Annotated in this window: 17 protein-coding genes; 10 read left to right on the plus strand and 7 right to left on the minus strand. The window is 71.3% G+C overall.

From position 1 onward, the window contains the following. Positions 1-94 precede the first annotated feature (94 nt). The 5 genes from ACIP4Z_RS23065 to ACIP4Z_RS23085 all read left to right on the plus strand — a co-directional run bounded on the left by ACIP4Z_RS23065 (position 95) and on the right by ACIP4Z_RS23085 (position 13285). Complete coding sequence (locus ACIP4Z_RS23065; protein ID WP_401310955.1) at positions 95-382, plus strand: hypothetical protein; 288 nt, start codon at positions 95-97, stop codon at positions 380-382. After that, positions 379-1422 carry a LacI family DNA-binding transcriptional regulator gene (locus ACIP4Z_RS23070; RefSeq protein ID WP_401310958.1) on the plus strand — a complete coding sequence of 348 codons (1044 nt, stop codon included), beginning with the start codon at positions 379-381 and terminating at the stop codon, positions 1420-1422. The genes ACIP4Z_RS23065 and ACIP4Z_RS23070 overlap by 4 nt, the downstream gene beginning before the upstream one ends. A 420-nt stretch (positions 1423-1842) precedes the next feature. Beyond that, a complete protein-coding gene (locus ACIP4Z_RS23075; RefSeq protein WP_401310961.1) occupies positions 1843-6273 on the plus strand; it encodes a LamG-like jellyroll fold domain-containing protein in 4431 nt (1476 codons plus the stop codon). Between the two features lie 172 nt (positions 6274-6445). Next, positions 6446-12889 (plus strand): RHS repeat-associated core domain-containing protein, encoded by a 6444-nt coding sequence (locus tag ACIP4Z_RS23080; protein ID WP_401310964.1) that lies wholly within the window; start codon positions 6446-6448, stop codon positions 12887-12889. A 3-nt stretch (positions 12890-12892) separates the two neighbouring features. After that, positions 12893-13285: a hypothetical protein gene (locus tag ACIP4Z_RS23085; protein ID WP_401310967.1), complete on the plus strand. Its 393-nt coding sequence runs from the start codon at positions 12893-12895 to the stop codon at positions 13283-13285. Between the two features lie 24 nt (positions 13286-13309). Here the strand turns inward: ACIP4Z_RS23085 and ACIP4Z_RS23090 are convergent, their stop codons facing one another. After that, positions 13310-13678: a hypothetical protein gene (locus ACIP4Z_RS23090; protein ID WP_355345586.1), complete on the minus strand. Its 369-nt coding sequence runs from the start codon at positions 13676-13678 to the stop codon at positions 13310-13312. Between the two features lie 18 nt (positions 13679-13696). Between ACIP4Z_RS23090 and ACIP4Z_RS23095 the strand changes: the two genes are divergently transcribed. Then, entirely contained in the window at positions 13697-14554 is an 858-nt protein-coding gene (locus ACIP4Z_RS23095) for a LysR family transcriptional regulator (protein ID WP_401310970.1), read from the plus strand. A 140-nt stretch (positions 14555-14694) separates the two neighbouring features. On the opposite strand, the gene ACIP4Z_RS23100 is transcribed toward ACIP4Z_RS23095, so the two are convergent. Further along, positions 14695-15117: a hypothetical protein gene (locus ACIP4Z_RS23100; RefSeq protein ID WP_355345580.1), complete on the minus strand. Its 423-nt coding sequence runs from the start codon at positions 15115-15117 to the stop codon at positions 14695-14697. A 541-nt stretch (positions 15118-15658) separates the two neighbouring features. Between ACIP4Z_RS23100 and ACIP4Z_RS23105 the strand changes: the two genes are divergently transcribed. After that, positions 15659-16045: a DoxX family protein gene (locus ACIP4Z_RS23105; RefSeq protein WP_355345577.1), complete on the plus strand. Its 387-nt coding sequence runs from the start codon at positions 15659-15661 to the stop codon at positions 16043-16045. A gap of 36 nt (positions 16046-16081) precedes the next feature. Here the strand turns inward: ACIP4Z_RS23105 and ACIP4Z_RS23110 are convergent, their stop codons facing one another. Continuing rightward, positions 16082-16981 carry a helix-turn-helix domain-containing GNAT family N-acetyltransferase gene (locus ACIP4Z_RS23110; RefSeq protein WP_355345574.1) on the minus strand — a complete coding sequence of 300 codons (900 nt, stop codon included), beginning with the start codon at positions 16979-16981 and terminating at the stop codon, positions 16082-16084. Between the two features lie 179 nt (positions 16982-17160). Then, positions 17161-17901, minus strand: coding sequence for an alpha/beta hydrolase (locus tag ACIP4Z_RS23115; RefSeq protein ID WP_401310975.1), 741 nt, complete (start codon positions 17899-17901; stop codon positions 17161-17163). A gap of 295 nt (positions 17902-18196) precedes the next feature. On the opposite strand from ACIP4Z_RS23115, the gene ACIP4Z_RS23120 reads away from it, so the two are divergent. After that, positions 18197-18652, plus strand: coding sequence for a hypothetical protein (locus ACIP4Z_RS23120; protein ID WP_401310978.1), 456 nt, complete (start codon positions 18197-18199; stop codon positions 18650-18652). Between the two features lie 120 nt (positions 18653-18772). Here ACIP4Z_RS23120 and ACIP4Z_RS23125 read toward each other — a convergent pair whose 3' ends face one another. The 3 genes from ACIP4Z_RS23125 to ACIP4Z_RS23135 are packed head-to-tail and all read right to left on the minus strand — an operon-like array spanning position 18773 to position 20773. Further along, positions 18773-19879, minus strand: coding sequence for an iron-containing redox enzyme family protein (locus ACIP4Z_RS23125; RefSeq protein WP_401310981.1), 1107 nt, complete (start codon positions 19877-19879; stop codon positions 18773-18775). Continuing rightward, a complete protein-coding gene (locus ACIP4Z_RS23130) occupies positions 19879-20148 on the minus strand; it encodes a CDGSH iron-sulfur domain-containing protein (RefSeq protein WP_355345562.1) in 270 nt (89 codons plus the stop codon). The genes ACIP4Z_RS23125 and ACIP4Z_RS23130 overlap by 1 nt, the downstream gene beginning before the upstream one ends. Next, positions 20132-20773 carry a HemK2/MTQ2 family protein methyltransferase gene (locus tag ACIP4Z_RS23135; protein ID WP_355345559.1) on the minus strand — a complete coding sequence of 214 codons (642 nt, stop codon included), beginning with the start codon at positions 20771-20773 and terminating at the stop codon, positions 20132-20134. Before ACIP4Z_RS23135 ends, ACIP4Z_RS23130 begins: the two co-directional genes overlap by 17 nt. A gap of 212 nt (positions 20774-20985) precedes the next feature. Here ACIP4Z_RS23135 and ACIP4Z_RS23140 point away from each other — a divergent pair, with 212 nt between their 5' ends. Both ACIP4Z_RS23140 and ACIP4Z_RS23145 read left to right on the plus strand, forming a co-directional pair. Further along, positions 20986-22365, plus strand: a complete 1380-nt coding sequence (locus ACIP4Z_RS23140; RefSeq protein WP_401310985.1) for a peptide ligase PGM1-related protein — start codon at positions 20986-20988, stop codon at positions 22363-22365. A 343-nt stretch (positions 22366-22708) separates the two neighbouring features. Next, positions 22709-23947, plus strand: coding sequence for an ice-binding family protein (locus tag ACIP4Z_RS23145; RefSeq protein WP_401310988.1), 1239 nt, complete (start codon positions 22709-22711; stop codon positions 23945-23947). The last annotated feature ends 45 nt before the right edge of the window (positions 23948-23992 follow it).

Genomic DNA, 23992 nt, shown 5'->3' on the forward strand with positions numbered 1-23992 from the left:
GCCGACGTGTCGAGCCCGCTTCCGGCGGACCGCCCGCGGCGGGATCCCGCCGATGCGCGGCACCGGACGGGCGGCCCGCGCCTACCATGCTGACGTGCAGCTCATCTTCCCGGACCCGCTCGGCTCGCTGAAGCCGCTGTGCCGCGCCCGCCGCGCCTGCCGCGCCTGCCGCCCCCGTCGTGCCCGCCGTGCCTTCCGCCCCCGTCGCCCCCTGGAACGCCATGCCGCGCCCGCGCGAACCGGCTCCGGACCGGGCCGGGCGGGCGGACCCGCCGGGACGGCGCACGCGGCAACCGAGCACCGCCGCCAGGAGACCGGCCCGGCCCGGCGCGAGCCGGTGACGCACAAGGACAGCCCCCTGCGACAGGAGAGCACACCGTGACCGCCCGCCGCCGCGACCGCGCCCCCAACCAGGCCGACGTGGCCCGTCTCGCCGGGGTGTCCCAGTCGGCGGTCTCCCGAGTGATCAGCGGCGACGCCGTCCGCGCCCGGATCCCCGAGGAGACCCGCAAGCGGGTCTTCGACGCGGTCAGGGAACTCGGGTACGTCGCCAACCCGGCCGCCCGCGCGATGCGCAACAAGCGCACCAACCTCCTCGGGGTGCACACCTTCGAGGCCGTCTTCCCGCACGCCCGCGAGGACTTCTACTTCGAATTCCTCCAGGGCATCGAGGAGCGGGCGGAGGAGACCGGCTACGACCTGGTGCTGTTCACCTCCACCGGCAGCGGCGACGGGGGCCGTCGCAACATCTACCGGGACGGCACCAACCGGCTGGGCCTGGCCGACGGCAGCGTGCTCCTCGGCGTGTCCACCGACCGCGGCGAACTGGCCAGGCTCTGGTACGAGGGCTACCCGTTCGTCCACATCGGCCGCCGCGAGGTGCCCGGCGCCGAGATCCCGTGCGTCATCCCCGACTACGAGACCGCGGCGGCGGGCATCGTGGAGAAGCTCGCCGCGCTCGGGCACCGCAGCATCGGCTATCTGCGCGAGCCCCTGGAGATGGAGCCGTACACCGACCGCCGGGAGGGCTACGCGCGGGCCGTCCGCGAACTCGGCCTCACCGACGGGTCACCCGGCTTCCGCGGCGAGACCGGCCTGTCCGACGCGTGGCTCGACCACCTGGTCACGGGAGCCGAGACGGCCGTCGTCGCCGAGAGCGTACGGCTCGCCGAGACGCTGCGGACGAAGCTGGCCGAGCGCGGCCTGCGGGTGCCGGACGACCTGTCCGTCGCCGTGCTCGAAGGCGCGCCCGAGCAGCCGGAAGGCCGGTGGGTGTCGCTGGAGATCCCGCGCGTCGAGATCGGCCGGACCGCCGTGGACCAGCTCATCGCGATGCTCGACGACCCCGGCCGCCGCGCCGACAGCCTCCTCGTCCCCTGCTCGATCGCCGCCGGCACCACCCTCGCTCCTCCCCGTCACTGACCGTCACCGACGCCCGTCCGAACACCCGCCTGTCGGAACGTCCGACCGCCCGCACGTCCGCCGCCCGCCGTCTGTCCGGGCCGCGTCGCGGCGCTCACCGACGGTGCCGATAACGCCGAGACGGCGCATAGGGCCGTTGTGCGAGCAGGGCCGGACAAAGCCGGGCAGCGGCTCTCACCAGCGGCTAAGCGGAATTCACACAGACGCGGGCATCCGTCCGCTACCTGCGCCTACGCGAAATATTCGACGGACATTGACGGAACGTCACGAAACGCTGGGGGCGGGCGAATATTCAAGAGAAGTGTGTTGCTGTCGTGAAGGTGTTGATCTACGGTTCTCGATTGTTCGCGCACTGTTAACAGACGCCTACAAGGCGGCGCGTCTCATGGGGGGATTATGGATTTGGGTGGGGTCAGACGTGTGCGTGCGTCTCGTGGGCTGATAGTGACGCTCGCGTCCGCTCTGGTTGTCGCGGTGGGTCCCGCGGCGGCGATCGCGGTCGCCGCGGCACCGACTCCGGGCGCGGAGCCGACGTCGACATCGATGTCGAAGGCGGCACAGTCCTCGAAGCCGGCACTGTCCTCGAAGGCGGCACGGTCCTCGAAGCCGGTGAAGGCCGACACCGGTGCGTCGCACCGCACGGCGCTCACGCGGGACGCGGCGGTCGCCGAGGCGGCCGAGGCCGGGCAGAGCGTGGAGATCACGTCGCTGCGGACGGAGTCCAACGAGACGTACGCGCTGCCGGACGGCAGCCTGGAGACGGACCAGCACCTGCGTCCGGTCCGGGCCCGCGTCGGCGGCGAGTGGAAGACGATCGACAACACTCTGGTGCGGCGGCCCGACGGCGGCGTCGCACCCGCGGTCGCGTCGGTCGGCATGGAGCTGTCGGGCGGCGGCTCCGCGCCGCTGGTGACCCTGGACAGGGCCGGGCGGAAACTGTCGTACACCTGGCCGTCGGCGCTGCCCGCGCCGACGCTCGACGGCGACACCGCCACGTACAAGAACGTCCTGCCGGACGTCGACCTCCGGGTGCGCGCGGACACCGACGGTTTCCACGAGCTGCTGGTGGTCAACACCGCCGCGGCGGCGCGGAATCCGGCGCTCACGCAGCTCACCTTCGGGGTGGTGACCGACGGCCTCGACGTGGCGCGCACCGCCGACGGCGGTCTGACCGCCACCGACACCACGACCGGCGGCGAGGTCTTCGCGGCGCCGCAGCCGATCATGTGGGACTCGGGCACGCAGGGGACGAACACCCCGGCGGCCGGAACCAAGAGCGCCAGGACCACCAGCGCCGCCAAGGGCGCGAAGGCCGCGACCGCCGAGGACGGCAGCCCGGAGGACCCGGCGCAGGGCCCGACCGATACCTCCCAGATGGCGCCGATCGCCGTCGCCGTCGACACCTCCGACGCGTCCGGCTCGCTGACGCTGACGCCCGACCACGCGCTGCTGACCGGCGCGGACACCTCGTTCCCGCTGTACATCGACCCGCAGACGTACACCCCCAGGGCGGGGGACTGGACGATGGTCTCGCGCTACTGGGCCTCCAGCCCGCAGTACCGCTTCAACGGCGACGACGACGCGGGTGTGGGCGACTGCGACTGGACCTACTGCGCGCCCAGGGACGTCAAGCGGCTCTTCTACTCCTTCCCGACGTCGAAGTTCGCGGGCAAGACGATCCTGGACGCCACCTTCGTCGCGCACGAGACGTGGTCCGCGTCGTGCACCGCCAAGCCGATCGAGCTGTGGCGCACGAGCGGTTTCACCAAGGGCACGACCTGGAACTCCTCGGCCGACCACTGGCTCGACCACATCGACACCCAGACCGAGGCGCACGGCAGCTCCGGCTGTGCGGCCTCCGACGTCGAGTTCAACGCCACCACCGGCGTGAAGTACGCGGCGGCCCACAACTCCGGGACCACCACCTTCGGTCTGAAGGCCAACGAGTCCGACCCGTACGGCTGGAAGCGCTTCACCAACAAGGCGTATCTGCGGGTCCACTACAACCAGCCGCCCAAGCAGATCCCGATGTCCCACCTGTCGATGAGCCCCGGCGCCTCCTGCCACAGCCCGTCCACGTCGGTACGGATCCGCACCCTGCCGACGATCAGCGCGAGCGATGTCACCGACCCCGACGGCGACCAGGTGAGCGTGCAGTTCTCCGTCGCGTGGGACGCCGGTGACGGCAAGGGCCTGGTCACGCAGTGGACTTCGGCGAAGATCGGCCCGAAGAAGTCCGGCTCGACCTTCTCCACGAAGCTCACCGCGACGCTCGGCGGCAAGACCGTCCCGAAGAACAAGACGATCGCCTGGCAGGCCCGCGCGGTCGACTACGACCAGGGCAAGTACTACAGCTACTCCCCATGGTCGTCCGCGGGTTCCGCGACCAACTGCTACTGGGTGTACGACACCACCGTGCCGGCGGGCCCCGTGATCACCTCGGGCGACTACCCGGCCGTCGACGACAACAACCCCAACGACCCGACGTACGACGGTGTCGGCAGGGACGGCGACTTCACCTTCCGCTCGGCCTCCACCGACGTCGTGAAGTACTGCTACGGCGTCAACGCCGACGCGGTGTGCGACACGGCCCACACCGTGGCCACCTCGGGCGGCGCGGCGAAGTCGGTGACCTTCCGGCCGACCCGCGCGGGCACCAACTTCCTGAACGTGCAGGCATTCGACAGCGCGGGCAACGGCAGTGAGCCGGAGGTGTACGAGTTCCGGGTCAAGGAGGGCCAGCCCGCCCGCGCCCAGTGGCAACTCGACGACGATGCGGGTGCCACTCAGGCGGCCGGTTCCGCCGGTGACCGCACCCTGAACGTGGTCGGCTCGCCGACCCTCGGCGCGCCCGGCAAGTCCGGCACCGCCGTCGACTTCAACGGCACCGACTCCTACCTCCAGTCCGACATCCCGGCCGTCCACACCGACCAGGGCATGACGGTCGCCGCCTGGGTGAAGCTCGACCGGATGCCGACCGCGGCGGCGGTCGTCGCCGCGCAGCCGGGCAACAACGCGCCGGGCTTCGAGCTGTACTACTCACAGGGCTACGACCGGTGGGTGTTCAACCAGTACAGCTCCGACTCGGCCACCGCCACCCCGGTCCGCGCGATGTCCGCCACGGCGGGCGGCGTCACGGCCGGACAGTGGTACCACCTGCTCGGCACGTACGACGGGACGGCCCACACCCTGTCGCTGTACGTCAACGGGACCCTGATGGGGACCACGAGCTACACCACCGCGTGGGACGCGCGGCGCGGTCTCCAGATCGGCGCGGGGAGCTACTCCGGCTCCCCGGGGAGCTTCTTCCCCGGCACGGTCGACGACGTCCGGATCTACGACAAGCCCCTGGTGGCCGCCGACGTGGCGCACCTGTACAAGGGGGAGCAGCTCGGGGCCGGCCGCCCGGCCAGCGCGGTCTTCCCGCTGGACGAACCGGCCGCGCAGGACGACGGCAACCCCACCACGGTGGTGCACGGCCAGGCCGATGTGGACCCCGCGGTCCTGCACGGCGGGGTCACCGCGGGAAGCGCGGGCGCGCAGGACAAGTCGCTGACCCTCAACGGCACCAGCGGCTACGCGTCCACCCGCTCCCCGCAGGTCAACAACCAGCGCAGCTTCTCCGTGGTCGGCTGGGCGAAACTGTCCGCCAAACCCGACCACGCGGCGATCATCGCCACCCAGACCAGCACCTACCGGCCGGGCTTCGAGCTGTACTACTCCGCGACCTACGGGTGGTCCTTCGACGCCTACACCGCCGACTCCGACAGCGCCACGATCGTGCGGGCCTCCCAGGGTGACACCACCCATTCACCGGCCGGTGTCTGGACCCACCTCCTCGGCTCGTACGACGCGAACACCGACGACATGCGGCTGTACGTCAACGGCCTCTGGGTGGCCACGACGAAATTCGCCGCGCCCTTCTACGGCAAGGGACCCGTCCAGATCGGCGCCGGGTCGTACGACGGCGCACCGAGCAGCTTCTTCCCCGGTCAGATCGACGACGTGCGGTTCTACGACCGGGCCCTGTCGGCGCCGGAAGCCGAGTCGATGTACCACAACCAGCTCGTGGTCGAAGGGCGTTGGAAGCTGGACAGCGCGTCCGGCACTCCCCAGGTCTCGCCCGACTCGCTGACCACCGCGGCCGACCAGCACCCGCTGACCCTCGGCGGCGGCGCGCAGATCGACGCCACAGGCGCCAACAGCATGGTCGGCACCGGGTCGTTGGTGCTCAACGGCACGTCCACCGGCTACGCGTCGACCACCACGTCACCGATCCACACCAACAGCAGCTTCACGGTGGGCGCGTGGGTCTCCACCGCCGCGCGGCCGACGAAACCGGTGACGGTGCTGAGCATGGCCGGTACGAACACCAGCGGTTTCGCGGTGCGTTACGTACCCGACTCCGCCGACCCGGCCCACGCGGGCGCCTGGCAGTTGCAGACGTCCAACGCGGACGGCACCGGCGCCGTCGTCTCGACCGCCTCCGACACCAGCTTCCAGGACAACGGCGCGTGGGATCACATCGCCGTGGTCTACGACCTGATGGCCGGTCAGATGCGGTTGTACATCAACGGCCAGATGCAGCAGTCGCTCTGCTCCGACGGTGACGACGACGGCAACCCCGACGACCCGGCGTGCAAGGAGTCGGTGTCGTGGAACTCCTCGGTGCTGCCGTTCGACGCGACCAAGGGCCTGCAACTGGGCCGCCTCAAGACCGGCACGTCCACCTGGGGCGAGTACTGGCCCGGTGTGATCGACGACGTGTGGGTCTTCGGCGGAGTCGCGACCGACACCCAGATCGCGGCGCTCGCCAGCGGAGTGGATCTCGACACCACCGCCGGGCCCTGACCCGGTAGCACCACCGGGGCGGCGCGCGGGTCATCGCGCGCCGCCCCGGACGCGTGGCATTCGACGAAGTGACAGATCAGACACGTGCGCACGGGCGGAGCCCGGCGGCGGTTCGTGCTGCCGACGTCGGAAGACGGGGGCGCACACGGTGAGGGATGGGGACGGGACAAGCGTGAGCGACAGACGGACATCAACGGGCGGCGCGCGCGGCAAGGCCGCGCTGCTCGCCTGCGGAGCACTGGTGGCGGGCCTGCTGCAAGTGGCCGCGCTACCGGCGGCCCAGGCCGACGACATGCCGAGAACACCGTCCCCGGGCGTGCCCGTGGCCGGACACTCCAGCACCACGACGGCGCCCCGCGCCGAGGACGGCCTGCCGCACCGGGCCGACGACCGGGCCGCGGAGAAGTCCTGGGCCGCGCCCGGAACCGCCACGGTGACGCTGCCCGCCGCGCACGCCGAGCCCACGGCGGTGCGCGCCGGAAAGCTCCCGGTGACCCTCACCGTGCCGGCGGCGGCGCCATCCGCCACGGCCCGCGGCGCGGCCAAGGCGACGGCCCCGCCGTTGACCGGCGCCGCGACCGTACGCGTCCTGGACCGGAAGACCACGCGGGCCGCGGGCGTGGACGGCCTCCTGTTCACCGTCGCACCGCGGGCGGACGCCGAGGGCGGAACGGTCGGCGTCCGCGTGGACGACAGCGCGTACGCCCAGGCGTACGGCGGTGCCTACGCGGCCCGGCTGCGCCTGGTCACACTGCCCGCGTGTGCGCTGACCACCCCCGACAAGCCCGCCTGCACCACGCGGACCCCGGTCCGCGCCACGAACGACGCGGCCGCGCACACGCTGACCGCCGACGCGCTGACCCTGGCGTCCTCGGGCGCGCCCGGCACCGCGACGGTCCTCGCGGCCACCGCGGGCACGTCGAGCGACCACGGCGACTACACCGCCACCTCGCTGTCCCCGTCCTCGAACTGGAACGTCGGGCCCAACACCGGCTCCTTCACCTGGTCCTACGACATGCCCGCCCCCGACGTGCCGGGCAGCTTCACCCCGAAGGTCGGCCTGTCCTACGACTCCGGCAGCGTCGACGGCCGCACCAGCAGCACGAACAACCAGGCGTCCTGGGCCGGTGACGGCTTCGACCTGTCGCCCGGCTACATCGAGCGCAGCTACAAGTCCTGCGGCGACGAAGGCGCCAAGGACTCCTCGGGCAAGAAGTACGAGGACCTGTGCTGGGCGTACGACAACGCGTCGATCTCCTTCGACGGCCACTCCGGCCAGTTAGTCGCCACCGGCACCAACTCCTTCCGGATCAAGGGCGACGACGGCACGAAGGTCGACCGGGTCTACGGCACCTCCACCGACGTACGCTCCAACGGCGCGCGCAACGACGAGTACTGGCGGCTGACGCTCACCGACGGCAGCCAGTACTACTTCGGCTACAACCGGCTGCCCGGCTGGGCGAGCGGCAAGGCGACCACCGACTCCACGTGGACCGTGCCGGTCTTCGGCAACAACACCGACGAGCCGTGCCACGCCTCCACCTTCGCCAACTCCTGGTGCCAGCAGGGCTGGCGGTGGAATCTCGACTACTCCGTCGACCCGCACGGCAACGCCATCGCGTACTACTACACCAAGGAGACCAACTACTACGGCCGCGCCAGGACCGCCGCCAGCCCGACGACCTACGTCCGCGGCGGCTACCTGGACCACATCGACTACGGCTTGAAGTCCACCGCGATGTACTCGGCCAAGGCCCTCGCGCAGGTCGCCTTCACCAGCGGGGAGAGGTGCCTGTCCGCCACGGCTGGCGCCTGCGACGCCTCGAAGATCGACAACGCCGCCTCCCCCTGGTACGACACGCCGTGGGACCTCAACTGCAAGTCGACCGGCGACTGCCACTCCTTCGGCCCGTCCTTCTGGACCCGCGAGCGCCTGACCGCGGTCACCTCGCAGGTGCTCACCTCGGCCGGGAAGTACACCCCGGTCGACACGTGGAAGCTGGGCCACCAGTGGGGCATGGCCGACATCGACTACCAGTTGGAGCTGGCGTCGATCGAGCACACGGGCAACGCCGACACCCCCGAGGGCGCGCCCGACCTGACCATGCCGAAGATCACCTTCGGGTACGACCAGCGCACCAACCGGCTGGACATCCCCGGTGACAACACCTCGCCGTTCATCAAGGAACGCGTCTCGACCATCGACGACGAGACCGGCGGACAGACCGACATCACCTACTCCACCGCGGCCTGCGACGCCGCGCACCTGCCCACCCCCGACACCAACACCACGCTCTGCTTCCCGCAGTCCTTCACCAAGGAGGGCGACGAGGACCCGTCGCGCCAGTGGTTCAACAAGTACGTGGTGAAGCAGGTCATCCAGTCCGACCGCACCGCCTCCTCGCCCGACGAGGTCACCAGGTACGACTACCTCGGCGGGGCCGCCTGGCACTACGACTCCGACGACGGCATCACCAAGGAGAAGTACAAGTCCTGGTCCACCTGGCGCGGTTACGCCCACGTCCAGGTCGAGACCGGCGGCCAGGACCCGGCCGGCATGAGCTCGCGGACCGACCACTACTACCTGCGCGGCATGGACGCCGACAAGACGACCGGCGGCAAGCGCACCGTGACCGTCTCCGACGACAACGGCGGCACCATCACCGACCACGACTCGCTGGCGGGCGTCGAGTACAAGACCGAGCACTACTCCGGGCCCGACGGCAAGGTGCTGGACAAGACCGTCAGCACCCCCTGGCACCACGAAACGGCCTCGGTCACCCGCAGTTGGGGCACCATCGCCGCGAATCTGACCGGCACCGCGGAGACCCGCGCCTGGACCTCCCTGGACAACGGCGCCGGTTCGTCGTGGCGGATCACCGACGTCACCCGCACCTTCGACAACACCGCGGGCCGCGTCCTGACCACCGACGACCACGGCGACATCTCCACCGCCGCCGACGACCGGTGCGCCACCACCACCTACGTCGACAACGGCACCGACTGGATCCTGGACAACCCCTCGCGGATTCTCACGGTCGCGGTGCCCTGCTCGGCGACCCCCGATTACACCAAGGACGTCCTGTCGGACATCCGCACCGCCTACGACGGCCACGCCTACGGAGCCGCGCCGACCGCGGGTGACGCCACGCACGTGGCGAGCCTGAAGTCCCACAACGGCACCACCGCCACCTACCTGGAGTCCGCCGCGGCCTACGACTCCTACGGCCGCGCCGTCTCGGCCACCGATCTGAGCGGCAACGTCACCGCGACCGTGACCGGCGCGCCCCAGCGCACCGACCGCACCGACGGCCGCGTCACCACCACGGTCTACGCCCCGGCGACCGGCTTCCCGACCACGACGACGGTCACCACACCGCCGGCCACCGCGGGAGACGCGAGCACCGCGCAGACCACCACCACGACCCTGGACCCCGTACGCGGGCTGCCCGTCACGGTCGTCGACACCAACGGCAAGCGCACCGACACCACATACGACGCGCTGGGCCGCAAGCTGCGGATCTGGCTGCCCGACCGCTCCAAGGCCAACAACCAGACGCCCAACTCCGCCTTCACGTACACACTGGCCGACGGCAAGCCCCCGGTGGTGGCCACCACGAGCCTCGCGGGCACCGGCACGCAGACCGCGTACGCGCTGTACGACGGCTTCCTGAGGGTCCGTCAGGCCCAGACGCCAGGGCCCAAGGGCGGCATGCTGGTCTCCGACACCTTCTACGACGAACGCGGCCTGCCCGCGAAGACCTTCGCCTCGTACTACGCGGCGAAGGCGCCCTCCACCGTGCTGTACAAGGTGGACGACGCGCTGTCGGTCGAGACGCAGACGTGGAACACCTACGACGGTCTCGGCCGGGTCGTGCGCAGCCAGCAGGTCGCGGGCAACGGCGACGGCGGCCAGGTCCTCGCGACCACCACCACGGCCTACGGCGGCGACCGCACCACGGTCACCCCGCCGAAGGGCGGCACACCGACCACCACGGTCGTGGACGCGGGCGGCAACGTCCGTGAGCTGGACCAGTACCAGGCCGCGACACCCACGGGCCCGTACGACAAGACGCTCTACGACTACACCCCGGCGGGCAAGCTCTCCAAGGTCACCGACGCGTCGGGCACCGTCTGGGAGTACCGCTACGACCAGCGCGGCAACCAGACCAAGGCGATCGACCCCGACAAGGGCACGACCGACTCCGGCTACGACGACCGCGGCCAACTGGTCTCCAGCACCGACCAGCGCGGCAAGAGCGTCACCCACCTCTACGACGGTCTCGGCCGGGAGACCGAGACCCACGACGGCGACGCGACCGGCCCGCTGCTGACCAAGCACGTGTGGGACCCGGCCGGTTTCAAGGGCCAGATCGCCTCGGCCGCCCGCTACGTCGGCGGCGCCACGGGCTCCGCGTACACCGTGGCCTACTCGCTGTACGACAACCTGTACCGCGCCCACCGCACGACGACCACGATCCCGGCGGCCGAAGGCGCGCTCGCCGGTTCCTACCAGGGCAACGTGCAGTACAACGCGGACGGCACCACGCAGTCCGTCGGCTACCCCGCGGCGGGCAGCCTGCCCGCGGAAGCGGTCACCCCGACCTACGACGAGGTGCTGCGGCCCAGCACGGTGTCCGGCTCCGGCGGCGCCACGTACACGACCAACACCACGTACAGCTACACCGGCCAGGCGCTCCAGTACACCTTCCAGGCGGCCGGGCAGAAGATGACCCAGGTCACCAACACCTACCAGTGGGGCACCCAGCGGCTGTCCAACTCCCGCGTCGACCGGCAGGACGTGCCGGGCACCGACAAGTCCGCCACGTACGGCTACGACCCGGCCGGTGACATCACCTCGCTCACCGACGTCTCCCGCGACGGCACCGACGCCCAGTGCTTCCAGTACGACTACCTGGGCCGGCTGACCGAGGCGTGGGCGCAGGGCTCGGCGGGCTGCGCGGCCACCCCGAGCGCCGCGGCACTCGGCGGCCCGGCCGCGTACTGGCAGTCCTTCGGCTACGACAAGGCGGGCGACCGCACCAAGGAGACGGACCACTCCGCCACCGGCGCCACCGCACAGGACACCGTCCGCGACTACTCCTACCCCGCCCCGACCGGCCCCCAGCCGCACACGCTCAGCCAGATGCGGACCACGGGCCCCGGCGGCAGCACGCTGAAGTCCTACACGTACGACGCGATCGGCGGCACCCAGACCAGCACGGTCGGCGCCGCCAAGCAGACCCAGGTGTGGGACACCGAGGGCCACCTGACCCAGGTGACCGCGGTCGACGGCAACGGCGGTACGAAGACCACCTCGTACGTCTACGACGCCAACGGCAACCGGCTGGTGGTCCGTACCGACAGCGGCAGCACGCTCTACCTCGGCGGCACCGAGGTCGCCCTCGCCAAGGGGTCGACCACACCGCGCGCCACCCGCTACTACGACCTCGGCGACGGCAACCAGGCGATGCGCACCGACGACAACAAGGTGTCGTTCCTGATCGCCGACAGCCAGGGCACCAGCCAACTCCAGGTCAACGGCGCCGACCTGACCATGCAGCAGCGCCGTACCACCCCCTTCGGGGAACCGCGCGGCACGGCGCCGACCGCCTGGTCGGGGGACAAGGGCTTCGTCGGCGGCGTCAACGACCCGGGCACCGGCCTGACCCACCTCGGCGCCCGCGACTACGACCCGTCGACCGGCCGCTTCACCTCGGTCGACGCCGACCTCGACACCAGCGACCCGCAGTCGCTCAACGGCTACGCGTACGCGGGCAACGACCCCGTCTCCCAGAGCGACCCGACGGGCCTGTACACCTGCCGCAACGGTCACGAGGGCTGTGACGAGCACGGCAACGCCTGCGGCAAGGACTGCAGCGCGTGGGCGACCCAGACCGGTGACTGCGTGCACACCGAGTGCAGCAGCAGCAAGGTCAACCAGAACCCGTACGTCAGCCTCAAGACGCAGCGCAAGGTCTCCTACGCGCGACGCCACTGCGACGACCTGTGCGGCACCCTCGGCATCTCCTCGCCGAGGGAGCACCGGTGGCAGGACCTGATCAAGGACCTGTACGGCGGCAACGCGCCGGAGCCCGAGCGGGACACGTACGCGGCCGCGCACGCGCAGGAGAAGTCCGTCGCCTTCTCGCCGCACCCGAGCTACAAATACACGATGTCCGAGCTGATCGGGCCCAACAGCCTCGGCACACCCGAGGAGATCATGGCCTACTTCAAGGCGCACCCGAAGGAGATGTTCCCGTTCAAGGTGACCGGCTGCGACGCCTTCACCCAGGGCGCGATGTGCACGCTGCACCCGGGCGACTCGATCGCGCACGGCCTCGGCCGGATCGCGGGCGGACCCGGCAAGGTGAAGGTGTCCTTCAAGGACAAGACCTCCTTCACCTTCACGGTGACCAACAAGGGATACTTCGACGACGCCGGTTCGCAGATCAAGTTCTCGATCTCGTCCCGGAAGGACGGCGTGTACCTGACGCAGAAGGCGTACACGACGGGCTCGAACTGGTTCGCGTGGGCCGGGGTCAAGATGGGCGCCGCCAAGCAGCAGTGGCAGCAGCAGGCCCGCAATCTGCGGAACGCCATGGAGAACAAATAACGGATGACACGCACGACGCGTAGGGCCTGGCTGTCCTCGGCCCCATGGATCGCCGCCGCGGTGGCGACTCCATGGGCGTCGAGGGCGGCCTCGCCCGTCGACCCCACGGTGGTCACCCTGCTGGCCGCCTTCGCCGCAGTCGGCGTCCTGGGCATCCCGCTGGGCGTCCTGCTCGGACGCCTGGGCGTCCGGCGGGAGGCCGTCGCCGTGGCCGCGCTCGCGGTGGCCGGGGCGGCGGCTTCCTGCGCGGTCCGGATCGTCGGTGCCAGTGACGAGAGCCCGGCGGGCAAGGCGGCGATCGTCCTCGTGCTGGCCGCGCTCTTCGCGGTCCTGGCCCTGCCCCTGCCCGCCGTCGGCTTCGTCGTGGCGTGGGTGCGGCGGAAGCGCGCGCACTGAGCACGCGCCCGCCCGGTCGGTCGGTCAGGCCAGCGGCTCGTGGTTGGCCCAGACGACCTGGTACGGGTAGCGGGCCTGCCAGCGGCTGATGAGTTCCTCGGTGCCGGGAATGGCGAAGGCCGCGTTGAGCGCGTCGAGGTCGGCGACGCCGATGTGGACGATCGCGGTGGCGGTGAACACCGGGCTGTGGTCGTCCGCGGGAACACGGATGTGGCGCCGGGCGGAGAAGGTACGCACGTGCCCGGAGCCCACCATCAGGCTTTCGATGTCCTTGAGGTATTGATCCAGGTCCGCGTCCGGGATCGACGGTTCGAACGAGACAATCATCGTGTGGCTGATCATGGGTCCATGGAACCGCCGCCCGGCCGCCACGTCCAAGACCTTCTGGATCATCGGCGATAACCTGAGGGCATGAGTGACCTGGAGACGCGCGAGCTGGAGTACTTCGTCGCGGTCGCCGAGGAACTGCACTTCGGCCGTGCCGCCGAGCGCCTGTCCATCGCGCAGCCCGCGCTGTCGAAGGCGATCCGGCGGGTCGAGTCGCGCCTCGGTGTCCTGCTCCTGACCCGTACGAGCCGCCATGTGGCGCTCACCCCGGCGGGGGAGGCGCTGCTGCACCACGGCCGCCACGCGCTCAACGCGGTCGGCGCGGCGGCCGAGAGCGCGCGCCGGGCCGGTGACGCGCGGGCCCAGCTGCGGCTGGTGATCAAGCCGGGCGGGGACGCCAATCTGCTGTCCGGGATCCTCGCCGCGTACGCGGAACGGCCGGACGCGCGCCGGGTGGACGTGCTGTTCGGCGGCGCCACCGACCGGGCCGACCACCTGCGGGACGGCAGGGCCGATGTGGCGCTGCTGTACGCGCCGTTCGACGACCTGACCGGGCTCGCGTCCCAGACGCTGTTCGTGGAGGGGCGGGTGGCGATCCTGCCGCGTGACCACCGGCTGGCCGGGCGTGCGCAGTTGCGGCTCGCGGATCTGGACGGCGAGACGCTGCCGCGCTGGCAGGGCGTGGGCTGGGCGGGTGTGCCCGACGACGGGAGCGGGCCGGAGGTCGCGGACGTGCCGCAGATGGTCCAGATGATCGTGCTGGGGCGGATGATCGCGGTGCTGCCGCGGTCGCTCGCCGAGCCGGCGCATCCGGGTCTGGTGTGCGTGCCGGTGACCGACGCGCCCACGAGCCGGCTGGTCGTGGCGTGGTCGCGGAGCGATGACCGGGCGCTTGTCGCCTCGTTCGTGCGGGCGGCGGTGGCAGCGGCGGGCAGGGCGTAGGCGTAGCGCGTGTGGTGCGCGGCGCGCACGCGTCGGTGCGCGAGAGCCGCGAGCCCGACCGCCGCCTCCACCGTACTGAGGGTGGGGCGGCGGTCCGGCCGGTGCCGCGTGTGGTGCGAGTGGTGCTGCGGACTGCCTGACTACCGGCCGACGCGCGGGAGGCTGTTGAGCTTGCCGGGCAGTGCGGTGTTCGTCTGCTGGGCCCGCATGAGAGCGAGGACCGCGCCGACACCGGCGAGGATCAGGCTCACCCAGAAGCTGAAGCCGTGGCCACCGGCCGGGCCGAAGTCGGAGTGCGCGAAGATCGCGATCAGGTACAGGACGAAGCCCACCGCGAAGCCGACGAAGGTCAGCATGCGGTCGGGCGCGGGCAGCGTGACGGTGGGCACGAAGAGGCTGACCGCGAGCACCGCGGCGCTGAGCACCGTGATGACCATCGCGAACCAGGCTATGAACAGCCCGTGGCTGAAGTGCCAGGCACTCCAACTCACGCTGCCGAGGTTGATGCCGTAACCGCTCCCGAAATCCCAGGAGTAGTAGTCGAAGAACGAGAAGATCAACACAATGAACCCGATACCGAGAATTGCCCAGTCGAGTCGGTTGACCGAAGCCGGGTCGAAAGAACCCCCGGACGGGCCGCTCGCGCTCGGCGGCTGAGTCGGTGGGCCCGGCGGCGGTACATCGTGCGACATGGTGACTTGTCTCCCTGCTGACGTCGTTCTACGAACACTCGGGGGCTGAGAATAGCGGTACGTCGCCCCACCCCGTAAGCAGGTTGGACCGACCTGCATCACATGGGTTCAATTGGTCGCTTTGTTACGTGTGGGGACGCCAGTGGCGGGAGTCGACTTCTCGGTCCCACGGGTTCTGTGGGGAGGGTAAAAGGGGTGAAAGCGGCCCGCACAAGGTTCAAGCATGCGCAAATTCAGCGTATTTGGCCGCGCCCGGTCCCGTGCCAGTCCTGCCCTCGCCCCACGCCTGTTCCTGCCTTCGTCCCGCGCCCGTTCCCGCCTTCGTCCCGCGCCGTTTCCGCTGGCGTGTCACAGGGCGCGGCGGCTGTCTCGTCCTACGGGACACAGGCAATTCCCGATCAAGGAGCGGACGATGAACCTCGCGCTGTGGATCGTCACCGGGCTGCTGGCCGCGGTGGCACTGACCGGCGGTGTTTCCAAAGCCTTCATTCCCAAGGACAAACTGACCGCTACTCACGGCGGCGGCTGGACAGGCGACGCCAGTGTCACCTTCGTCAAATCCCTCGGCGTCCTCGAACTCCTCGCCGCTTTCGGCCTCATCCTTCCCGCCGCTCTCGACGTGGCCCCCTTCTTCGTTCCCGTCACCGCGATCTGCTGGTGCCTCCTGATGGTCGGCGCGATGACCACCCACGCCCGTCGCCCGGCCGAAGCCCCCTTCGTCCTCCTCAACCTCTTCTATCTCTGCCTGGCCCTGTTCATCACCTGGGGCCGCCTCGGCCCCCACCCCTTCACCGGCTGAGGCCGCAGTGGCCGCGGCCCTCGTAGCGGTGGGGACTCATCCCGACGGCGGTGTGGTGATCCGCTTCTCGAACCAGTGGTGGGCGTACGGCTCGTCGTTGAAGGCCGCGACCTCCTCGAAACCGCAGGAGTGGTACAGGCTGATCGCGGCGTTCAGCGCCTTGTTGGTGTCAAGGCGCAGCAGGTCCCGGCCGTTGCGGGCGGCCCGCAGTTCCAGTTCGGCCAGGAAGCGGCGGCCGAGGCCGAGTCTGCGGGCCCGCGGCGCGACCCACATGCGCTTGATCTCGGCCGGGGCCCCCGGCGGCAGCTTCAGACCGGCGCAGCCGACCGGCTCACCGTGCAGCCGGGCGACCAGGAAGAGGCCGTGCGGCGACCGGAGTTCACCGGCGTCGGGCAGGAGACTGCGCGCGGGATCGAAACCGGCGTCGAAGCGTTCGCGCAACTCGGCGAAGTAGGAGCGCATGCAGTGCTCGGCATCGGGGTGGTCCGGGTCGACGACGTCCAGCGTGACCGTCGCGGCGGTCAGCAGCCGGTCGACCTCGGCCATGGCGGCGACCAGCCGGGAGCGCTGGACGGCGTTGAGCGGCTCCAGCAGGGAGCCCGCCAGTTCGTCGCTGCGACCGTCGAGCACCGCGCGCTCGGCGCGACCGGCGTCGGTGAGCCGGACCGTGCGCACCCGTCTGTCGCGGGGCAGCGGCTCCACCGTCACCAGCCCGTCCGTCTCCAGGGAGCGCAGCAGACGGCTGACGTATCCCGAGTCGAGACCGAGCCGTTCGCGCAACCGGCGTACGTCCTGGCCCCGTTCGCCGATCTCCCACAGGAGCCGGGCCTCACCGATCGGCCGGTCCCGGCCCAGATAACGGTCGTGGAGCACGCCCACGCGCTCGGTGACGGTGCGGTTGAACCGCCGCACCTGGGCGATCTCTCGTGCGTCCATTCTCTGACTCTAGTCAGAGAAGTCCCGTCGGACCAGAGGTGACCGATCCACGTCGCTCCCCGGTGCCTCCGGTCGTAGGGCCGTGTGTGGAGGAGCGCCGCCGAGCCGGTGGCGGCGCTCCTGCGGGGCCGTCCCGGTCGGAGCGGGCTACCGTCCGGGACCGGTCTGACGGCGCGCCGCTACTTCAGGTGGCGGGTGAAGAACTGGGCCGCGGCGGCACCCGCGGACTGCGGGACTCCGGCGTGTCCGCCGAGGTGGGCGTGGAGGGACTTCTCCTTGGAGCCGAAGGTGTCGAAGAGATCCAGGGACGCCTGCCGGTCGTTGCCTTCGTCGTCCCACTGAAGGAGGACGTGCAGGGGAATGGTGACCTGCTTGGCCTCCTCGAAGATGGCGCGGGGCACGAGGCTCCCGGCGAACAGAACGGCGGCCGAGACGCGCGGCTCGACCACCGCCAGCCGGACGCCGACGGAGATCACCCCTCCCGAGTACCCGACCGGGCCGTCGACCTCGGGCAGTGCGAGAAGGGCGTCCAGGGCGGCCCGCCATTCCGGGACGGCCGCCTCCACCAGGGGGAGGACAAGGGCGTGGACGATCTCGTCGCCGACCGGCTCGCCGGTCTCCATCGCCCGGCGCAGGTCGGCGCGGGCCTCGTCGAGGGCGGGCAGGCGAGGCCGCTCGCCGCTTCCGGGGAGTTCGATGGTGGCCGTGGCGAAACCCTCCGCCGCGCAGCCCAGGGCCCGGCCCAGCAGCCGGGGGTACATCTTGCGCAGCCCGAGGGGAGGGTGGCCGAGCAGGATCAGCGGCGCCGGTGCCGCCGCGGACGCCGCATCGGGCGTCCACAAAATGCCGGGGATCTCGCCGAGGGTGAATTCGCGTTCGAGGACGCCTTCGTCGAGGCGCTGCTCAGAAGTGAATCGCATGGTCGTGCCTTTCGGGAGTGCTCGTTGACGGCGCTCCCGGACGACCTATCGCCCGACCGTGGCCCCAGAGGGGAGCACCCATGTCGATACTGCGTTCACGGGTACCACCTCCTCGTTCTCTCGCACGGCCTCGGGGAGGGTAGCAAGGGCCGGGCACGCTTCGCCAACGGGTTTTCTCCGCGACGCCGTGGCCGCCGGCCGTCCCCGGTGCGCCCCCGGCCTCCCGCCGCGGGCCGGTTGCGCCGGGCGCTCCGATCGCCGTGATGGACACGGCCGGCCGGGGAAGGTCTTGCACATGACCAACCATGAACAAGAGCGCGGCCCCGCGGCACCGGCCCGACGTCCCGCAGGGCTGAGCGACGCCTCGGTGGAGGCGCTCGGCATCCTCTCCGAAGCTCTCGAGACGGTGGAGCGGGCGCGCGGGCGGCTGTACGACTTCCACCAGCTCACCGGGGGAGCCGACCTGCGACTCGGCGAGGCGGTCGAGCACCTCAGGGCCGCGGGCCACGCGGAACACGCGGAGCGGCTCGAACGCGAGATCGTCGGCCGCAACGTCCTGCCGGGCTACTGGACCTTCCAGATGGTCGAGGCGTACGACGACACGTACGTCGAACCCTTCCGGCGCATGGAGGAGCAGATCCGCACCGACCTGGCGGGCGGCGCGCGCCACATCCACGAGGCCGAGATGAAGGAGGCGCGCCGCACGCACGGCCACCCCGACCACACGGCGCGGCCCCCGCGTCCGGCCTGACCCGTATCCCGCCCGCCCGGAAGAGGCCACCGGCCCGGCGGCGCGCTCCACGCCCATGGCGCCGCCACCGGACCGGGCCGGTGGGTCAATTCCTCGGACCCGCGTCGGGCAGGGGAACCGTCAGCCTCCGGTGCGCGGCGACGGCCGGTCCCGTAGCGGCTCCAACGGCGTGCGCAGCGCGCTGCGTCCGTTCCGCCAGGCGTCGAGCAGCGCCGCGCCGAGACGGTCCTCCAGCAGCCCGGTCGCCTCGATGCCGAGGACCACGTCGGCGTCCAGCTGCGGCTCCGCGGCCAGCAGAGGAGCGATCACCTCGTGGCGTACGACCTGTTCGTGGACGGCGTCCGCTTCGACGTGCTCGTCGTAGAAGCGCTCCGCGGCAGCGCCCGCGCCGTTGGCGCGCATCGCCTGCGCCAGCCGCCGGGAACCCGGCGACGAGGTGATCTCGACGGCGGCGAAGTGCCCGACGAGCGCGCCGCGGAGGGCGCGGTGCAGGCCGAAGAGCGACATCAGGTTGACCACCGCCAGCGCCTCGGCGGGCGCCGCGTCCAGGTAGCGGCCGTACGCGGTGTCCAGGCCGAGGTCCGTCATCAGGTCGGCGAAGAGCCGCGCGTGGATGTCCTCCGCGTGCCCGCCGCCGAACTCGTCGAATTCGACGGCGACCATCGCCGCCTTCGCCCGGCCGTGGAGGCGCGGGATCACCCAGGCGTGGGGATCGGCCTCCTTGAGGTGGTACAGGGACCGCAGGGCCGCGTACTCCCGCAAGTGCTCGAGATGGCCCTCGGGCTGGAGGTAATGACTGACACCGGTGCCGTCGTCTCCCACCGGTTCGACCAGCAGGGCGGCGACGGAGTCCGCCGCGTGCGGGCGGGCCGGCGCGTCCGCGCGCACCTGGCGCAGGAAACGGTCCTCCAGGAAGCCGCGCGTCCGCAGCAGCTCCACGTCCCACTCACGGTCGTCGGCCACACCCGCGAAGCCCTGGTAGTGCAATTCGTACAGCGAATACAGGGCGAGTTGCAGGTCGTCGCCGTACGGATCGGCGGCGGCCACGGCACCGGCGCCGGGCAGCTCTCCCGCGCCGTCGCGCAGCGACGCCACCACGGCGGCCGACAGCGGCCCGCGGGGGGTCGGAAGCGGGGGAGTGGTGGCACGCGACTCGCGGTAGGAGGTCGGGTTCGCGGTCGGCGGGTTCGCGGTCGGGTACGCGGCGGTTGGGTTCGCGGTCGTCATCAGGACTCTCCCTCCGGCCCGGCCGGAGCCGTCCGCTGCGCGCCGCACGCCGGCGGCTCTCCGTCCCCGCCGCCCTTGGACCGGCGGCGGTGGCTGGTGTCGCACCACGGGTGCGTCCGGCTGCGGCGGCAGGTGCACACCGCGACCATGAAGCGGTGCGAGGTCACGGCGACACCGTCGTCGCCGACGACGGTCACCGGCCCCTCGACCAGGACGGGCCCGTCCCGTTCGACCAGGACGCGGCGCGGGCGCTCAGGCGTGTTCGGCACGGATCACCACCAGCTCCTCCTTGTCCTGCTCCCCGTCGATCAGTCCCGCCTGCCGCAGCCACGCCGTTCGTCCGCGCAGAACGGGCCCGAAGGGGATCAGCTCCCGGTCGGTCACCGCCGCGCGCAGCCCGGCCTCCGCCAGGGAGGCCAGCGTCGCCTCGACACCGCACAGCGCCGAGTGCACCATCAGCAGGACGCCGTGCGGCGCCAGGACCCGTGGCGCGGTCGCGCAGATCCGGTCCACGACCGCCCGCCCGTCGTGCCCCGCGTCCCAGGAGCGGGCCGCGCCCCGTACCGGCGGCTCGGCCGCGGGGGAGGGGACGTAGGGCGGATTGCTGACCACCAGGTCGTACGGGCGGTCGTGCCGTCCCCGCTGCCCCGCGAGGTCGCCGTGCAGCACCCGTACCCGTCGCCCGGCCCTGAGGGCGTTCGCGCGGGCCGAGAGCACGGCCTGCCACGCGATGTCCACGGCGGTCACCCGGGCGCCCAGCCGCGCGGCGCAGATGGCCAGCGCGCCGCTGCCGGTGCACAGATCCAGTACGTGCATCCCGGGCGCCACGGCCTCGCGGCACATGGCCCGCATCAGGAGGTGGGTGTCCTGCTGGGGTTGATAGACACCTGGCATACACAGCACGGTCCACCTCCGACGCATGATGCGATGACTTTGAGTCACCTATTTGTGTGGTCCAGGGCCGACTGCCCCGGATGCGGGGTACCAATCGACGGACGGCGACCCGATAGGGATTCGGACGGTTCCGGAAATTCCGGAACCGGGTTTCCCGCCGCGATCGCGGGCACACACCCTCTATGGCGCCGAAGGACAGTGGCACTCCATCATTGATCGTTCTTGCCAACTTCGCCTCCGCACTCGCTGTCGACCTGCGGGAACACGCCGTGGTCGCCCGGTGGGCCGAGCAGGCCCCGCGGAAGATCTGGCTGACCCGGCCCGGTGACGTACTGCTGACCCCGGTCCCGCTGTCCGAGCCGTTCGCGCAGTACGCGTGCGCCCTGACCGGCGTCCCGAGGGACTCCGTACGGATCGTCACCGTCCGTGACCGACCCGGTGTCGCGATGGCCGACTCCGTGGCCGACACGCCCGGCCTGACCGACGAGCTGCGCGCGCTCGCGGCGGCCCGCCCCGGCACCCGGCTGCTGCCCATCGCCCTGGACGCCTCGACGTTCGCGCTCGCCGCCGCGCTGGGAGTGCCGGTGTCCCCCTGCGGTCGCGGCGGGCCGGCGGTCGGCGCCGAAGCGCTGGCGGTCACGGAGCTGTGCAACACCAAGGCCGGTTTCCGCGCCGTGGCCGAGCGGACCGGGATGCGCGTGCCGTACGGGCGCACCTGCTCGGGGCCGGACCTGCGCGAGACCGTACGCGCGGTGCTCCGGGCGGCCGGTTCCGGGCGCGGTGTCGTGAAACCCGACCGGTCGGCGGGCGGGCACGGGCTGCGGTTCGTCGGCGCCGAGGATCCGCTGGTCGCGGCGGACGGCTTGGGTGTGGACGGACGTGGTGTCGCCGGGCCGGACGGTCTGGGCTCGGACGGCTTGGGCGTGGACGGACGTGGTGTCGACGGTTTCGGGCCGGACGGTTTCGGGCCGGACGCTTTCGCGTCAGAAGGATTCGGGTCGGAGAGCCGGTGGACCGTGGAGGAGTACGTCCCCCACACCGTCTCGATCAGCGCCCAGTTCGTGGCCGCGGCGGGGGGACCGCGACCGCTCTTCGACGGTGTCATGCGCACGGAGGACGGCTCCTTCACCGGCTACCGGGCTCCGCTGCGCGGCATCGTGCACCCGACGGTGTGCGACGAACTGCGCGACTGGGGCATGGCCCTCGGCCGCCACCTGATCGCGCACGGCTACCGCGGTCCCTACGACATCGACGCCCTCGTGGCCACCGACGGCACCCTGTACGCCACCGAGTCCAACGTCCGCCGCACCGCGACGACCACCCCGTACGACCTGGTCGTCCGCCTCGCCCGCGGCACCCCCGTCACCTGGACGACGGGCACGGTCCACGCGTCCGGTCCGTACTCCTTCACCGCCGCACTCGACCGCCTCCGTGACCGCGCGCTGGACTACGACCCCGAGCGCGGCGACGGGGTCGTCCTCTACGCCGACGCCCCTGCGGACGGCGTGAGTTGGCGGTACGCGATCCTGGCGCGCTCCGCGCGGAGGCTGGACGAGTTGGCGGCGTCCCTGCCGTCCGCGCTCCAGAACTGAACCCCGGAGCGCGTCCGCGCGGGGCCGAACTCCGTTTCGGGCGACCGCGGATGGGCCGGATCGGTCCGCCTGAGCGCGAGCGGCGGGCACCCGCGCTCATCATCGGCCGCTCATGGCAATGATTTCCTCGCGGCGCATTCCGGCGTGACGTGCAATAGCGGGAACGTTTTTCCGGCCTCGCGATTCTGCGATATTCGACCATGCCGGTTGATAAATCAATCCTTCACTCGTATGCGTGCATCGCTTCCGCATCTCTTTCTTTAGTGTGCCTGGCACGGAGTCGGCCGTCCTCAGAACCCGCCTTTCGGGCTTCGCTGCCGTTCCTGTCAGGAGTCACGCCTCTATGACGTCACAGATCCTGCCCGCGCCGAAAGGTCGCACCATTCCCACGTGGGTCGCGGCGGTGGTCGCGCCGCTGATCGCCGCGTCTCTCGTCGCCGCGGTGTCGACCCAGGCGGATGCCACCGCCACGGCCGTCCCGCTGGGAACGGCGGACAGTTTCGCCGTACTGGCCGGTCAGACGGTCACCAACACGGGTCCTTCGGTGATCACCGGAGACCTCGGGGTGAGCCCCGGCACCGCCATCACCGGGTTCCCGCCCGGCCTGGTCAACGGGGCCCAGCACTCGGCGGACGCGGTCGCCCTCCAGGCGAAGTCCGACCTGGTCACAGCGTTCAACGACGCCGCAGGACAGGCCACGGACTCGGCGCTGCCCCCGGACGCCGGGGGTTTGTCCCTGGTCCCCGGCGTCTACACCTCCTCGTCCACGCTCGGTCTCACCGGCACGCTGACCCTCGACGCCCAGGGCGATCCCAACGCCGTGTGGGTGTTCCAGGTGGGCTCCGGCCTGACCACCGCGTCCGCGAGCCGCGTTCTCCTGGTCAACGGCGCCTCGCCGTGCAACGTCTTCTGGGAGATCGGCAGTTCGGCCACGATCGGCACCAACTCCACCTTCGTGGGCAACATCCTCGCCCTGACCTCGATCAACGTGACCACGGGCGCGAGCATCGACGGCCGCGCCCTGGCCCGTAACGGCTCGGTGACGCTGGACACCAACCGCATCACGCGGCCGGCGTGCGGCACGGGCACGACGACCGGTGGCACCACCACGGGCGGTACGACGACCGGTGGCACGACCACCGGCGGGACCACGACCGGTGGCACGACGACGGGTGGCACGACGACGGGTGGCACGACCACCGGCGGCACTACCACGGGCGGAACGACGGCGGGAACCACCACGGGCGGGACGACCACGGGTGGGACGACGGCCGGGACGACCACGGGTGGTACGACGACCGGTGGCACCACGACCGGTGGGACGACCACGGGCGGCACCACGACCGGCGGCACCACGACGGGTGGTACGACGACCGGCGGGGCCACCACCGGCGGTTCGACCGGCGGCACGGGTCACTACCCGGGCAAGCACTGCAAGCCGAAGAAGCCGGTGAAGCACTGCCCGCCCAAGAAGCCCGTGAAGCACTGCCCGCCGAAGAAGAAGCCGGGCAAGCCCGGCGGTTGGTCCGACAACCAGGGCTACGGCGCACAACCCGCTTCCCAGGCGGGTCACCAGCGCTGACGCGCCCGGAGCACGACCCCGCTCGGTGAGCGACCAAGCGGTGCG

The sequence above is a fragment of the Streptomyces sp. NPDC088910 genome (assembly GCF_044749865.1).
In the GTDB taxonomy this organism is placed as follows: domain Bacteria; phylum Actinomycetota; class Actinomycetes; order Streptomycetales; family Streptomycetaceae; genus Actinacidiphila.

What these genes read in the sequence shown, in the direction of transcription:
- ACIP4Z_RS23105 (WP_355345577.1), top strand. Translation starts at nt 15,659, where the DNA reads ATGAACCTCGCGCTGTGGATCGTCACCGGGCTGCTGGCCGCGGTGGCA.
- ACIP4Z_RS23090 (WP_355345586.1), bottom strand. Translation starts at nt 13,678, where the DNA reads ATGATCCAGAAGGTCTTGGACGTGGCGGCCGGGCGGCGGTTCCATGGA.
- ACIP4Z_RS23120 (WP_401310978.1), top strand. Translation starts at nt 18,197, where the DNA reads ATGACCAACCATGAACAAGAGCGCGGCCCCGCGGCACCGGCCCGACGT.
- ACIP4Z_RS23145 (WP_401310988.1), top strand. Translation starts at nt 22,709, where the DNA reads ATGACGTCACAGATCCTGCCCGCGCCGAAAGGTCGCACCATTCCCACG.
- ACIP4Z_RS23095 (WP_401310970.1), top strand. Translation starts at nt 13,697, where the DNA reads ATGAGTGACCTGGAGACGCGCGAGCTGGAGTACTTCGTCGCGGTCGCC.
- ACIP4Z_RS23135 (WP_355345559.1), bottom strand. Translation starts at nt 20,773, where the DNA reads ATGCCAGGTGTCTATCAACCCCAGCAGGACACCCACCTCCTGATGCGG.
- ACIP4Z_RS23085 (WP_401310967.1), top strand. Translation starts at nt 12,893, where the DNA reads ATGACACGCACGACGCGTAGGGCCTGGCTGTCCTCGGCCCCATGGATC.
- ACIP4Z_RS23115 (WP_401310975.1), bottom strand. Translation starts at nt 17,901, where the DNA reads ATGCGATTCACTTCTGAGCAGCGCCTCGACGAAGGCGTCCTCGAACGC.
- ACIP4Z_RS23125 (WP_401310981.1), bottom strand. Translation starts at nt 19,879, where the DNA reads ATGACGACCGCGAACCCAACCGCCGCGTACCCGACCGCGAACCCGCCG.
- ACIP4Z_RS23110 (WP_355345574.1), bottom strand. Translation starts at nt 16,981, where the DNA reads ATGGACGCACGAGAGATCGCCCAGGTGCGGCGGTTCAACCGCACCGTC.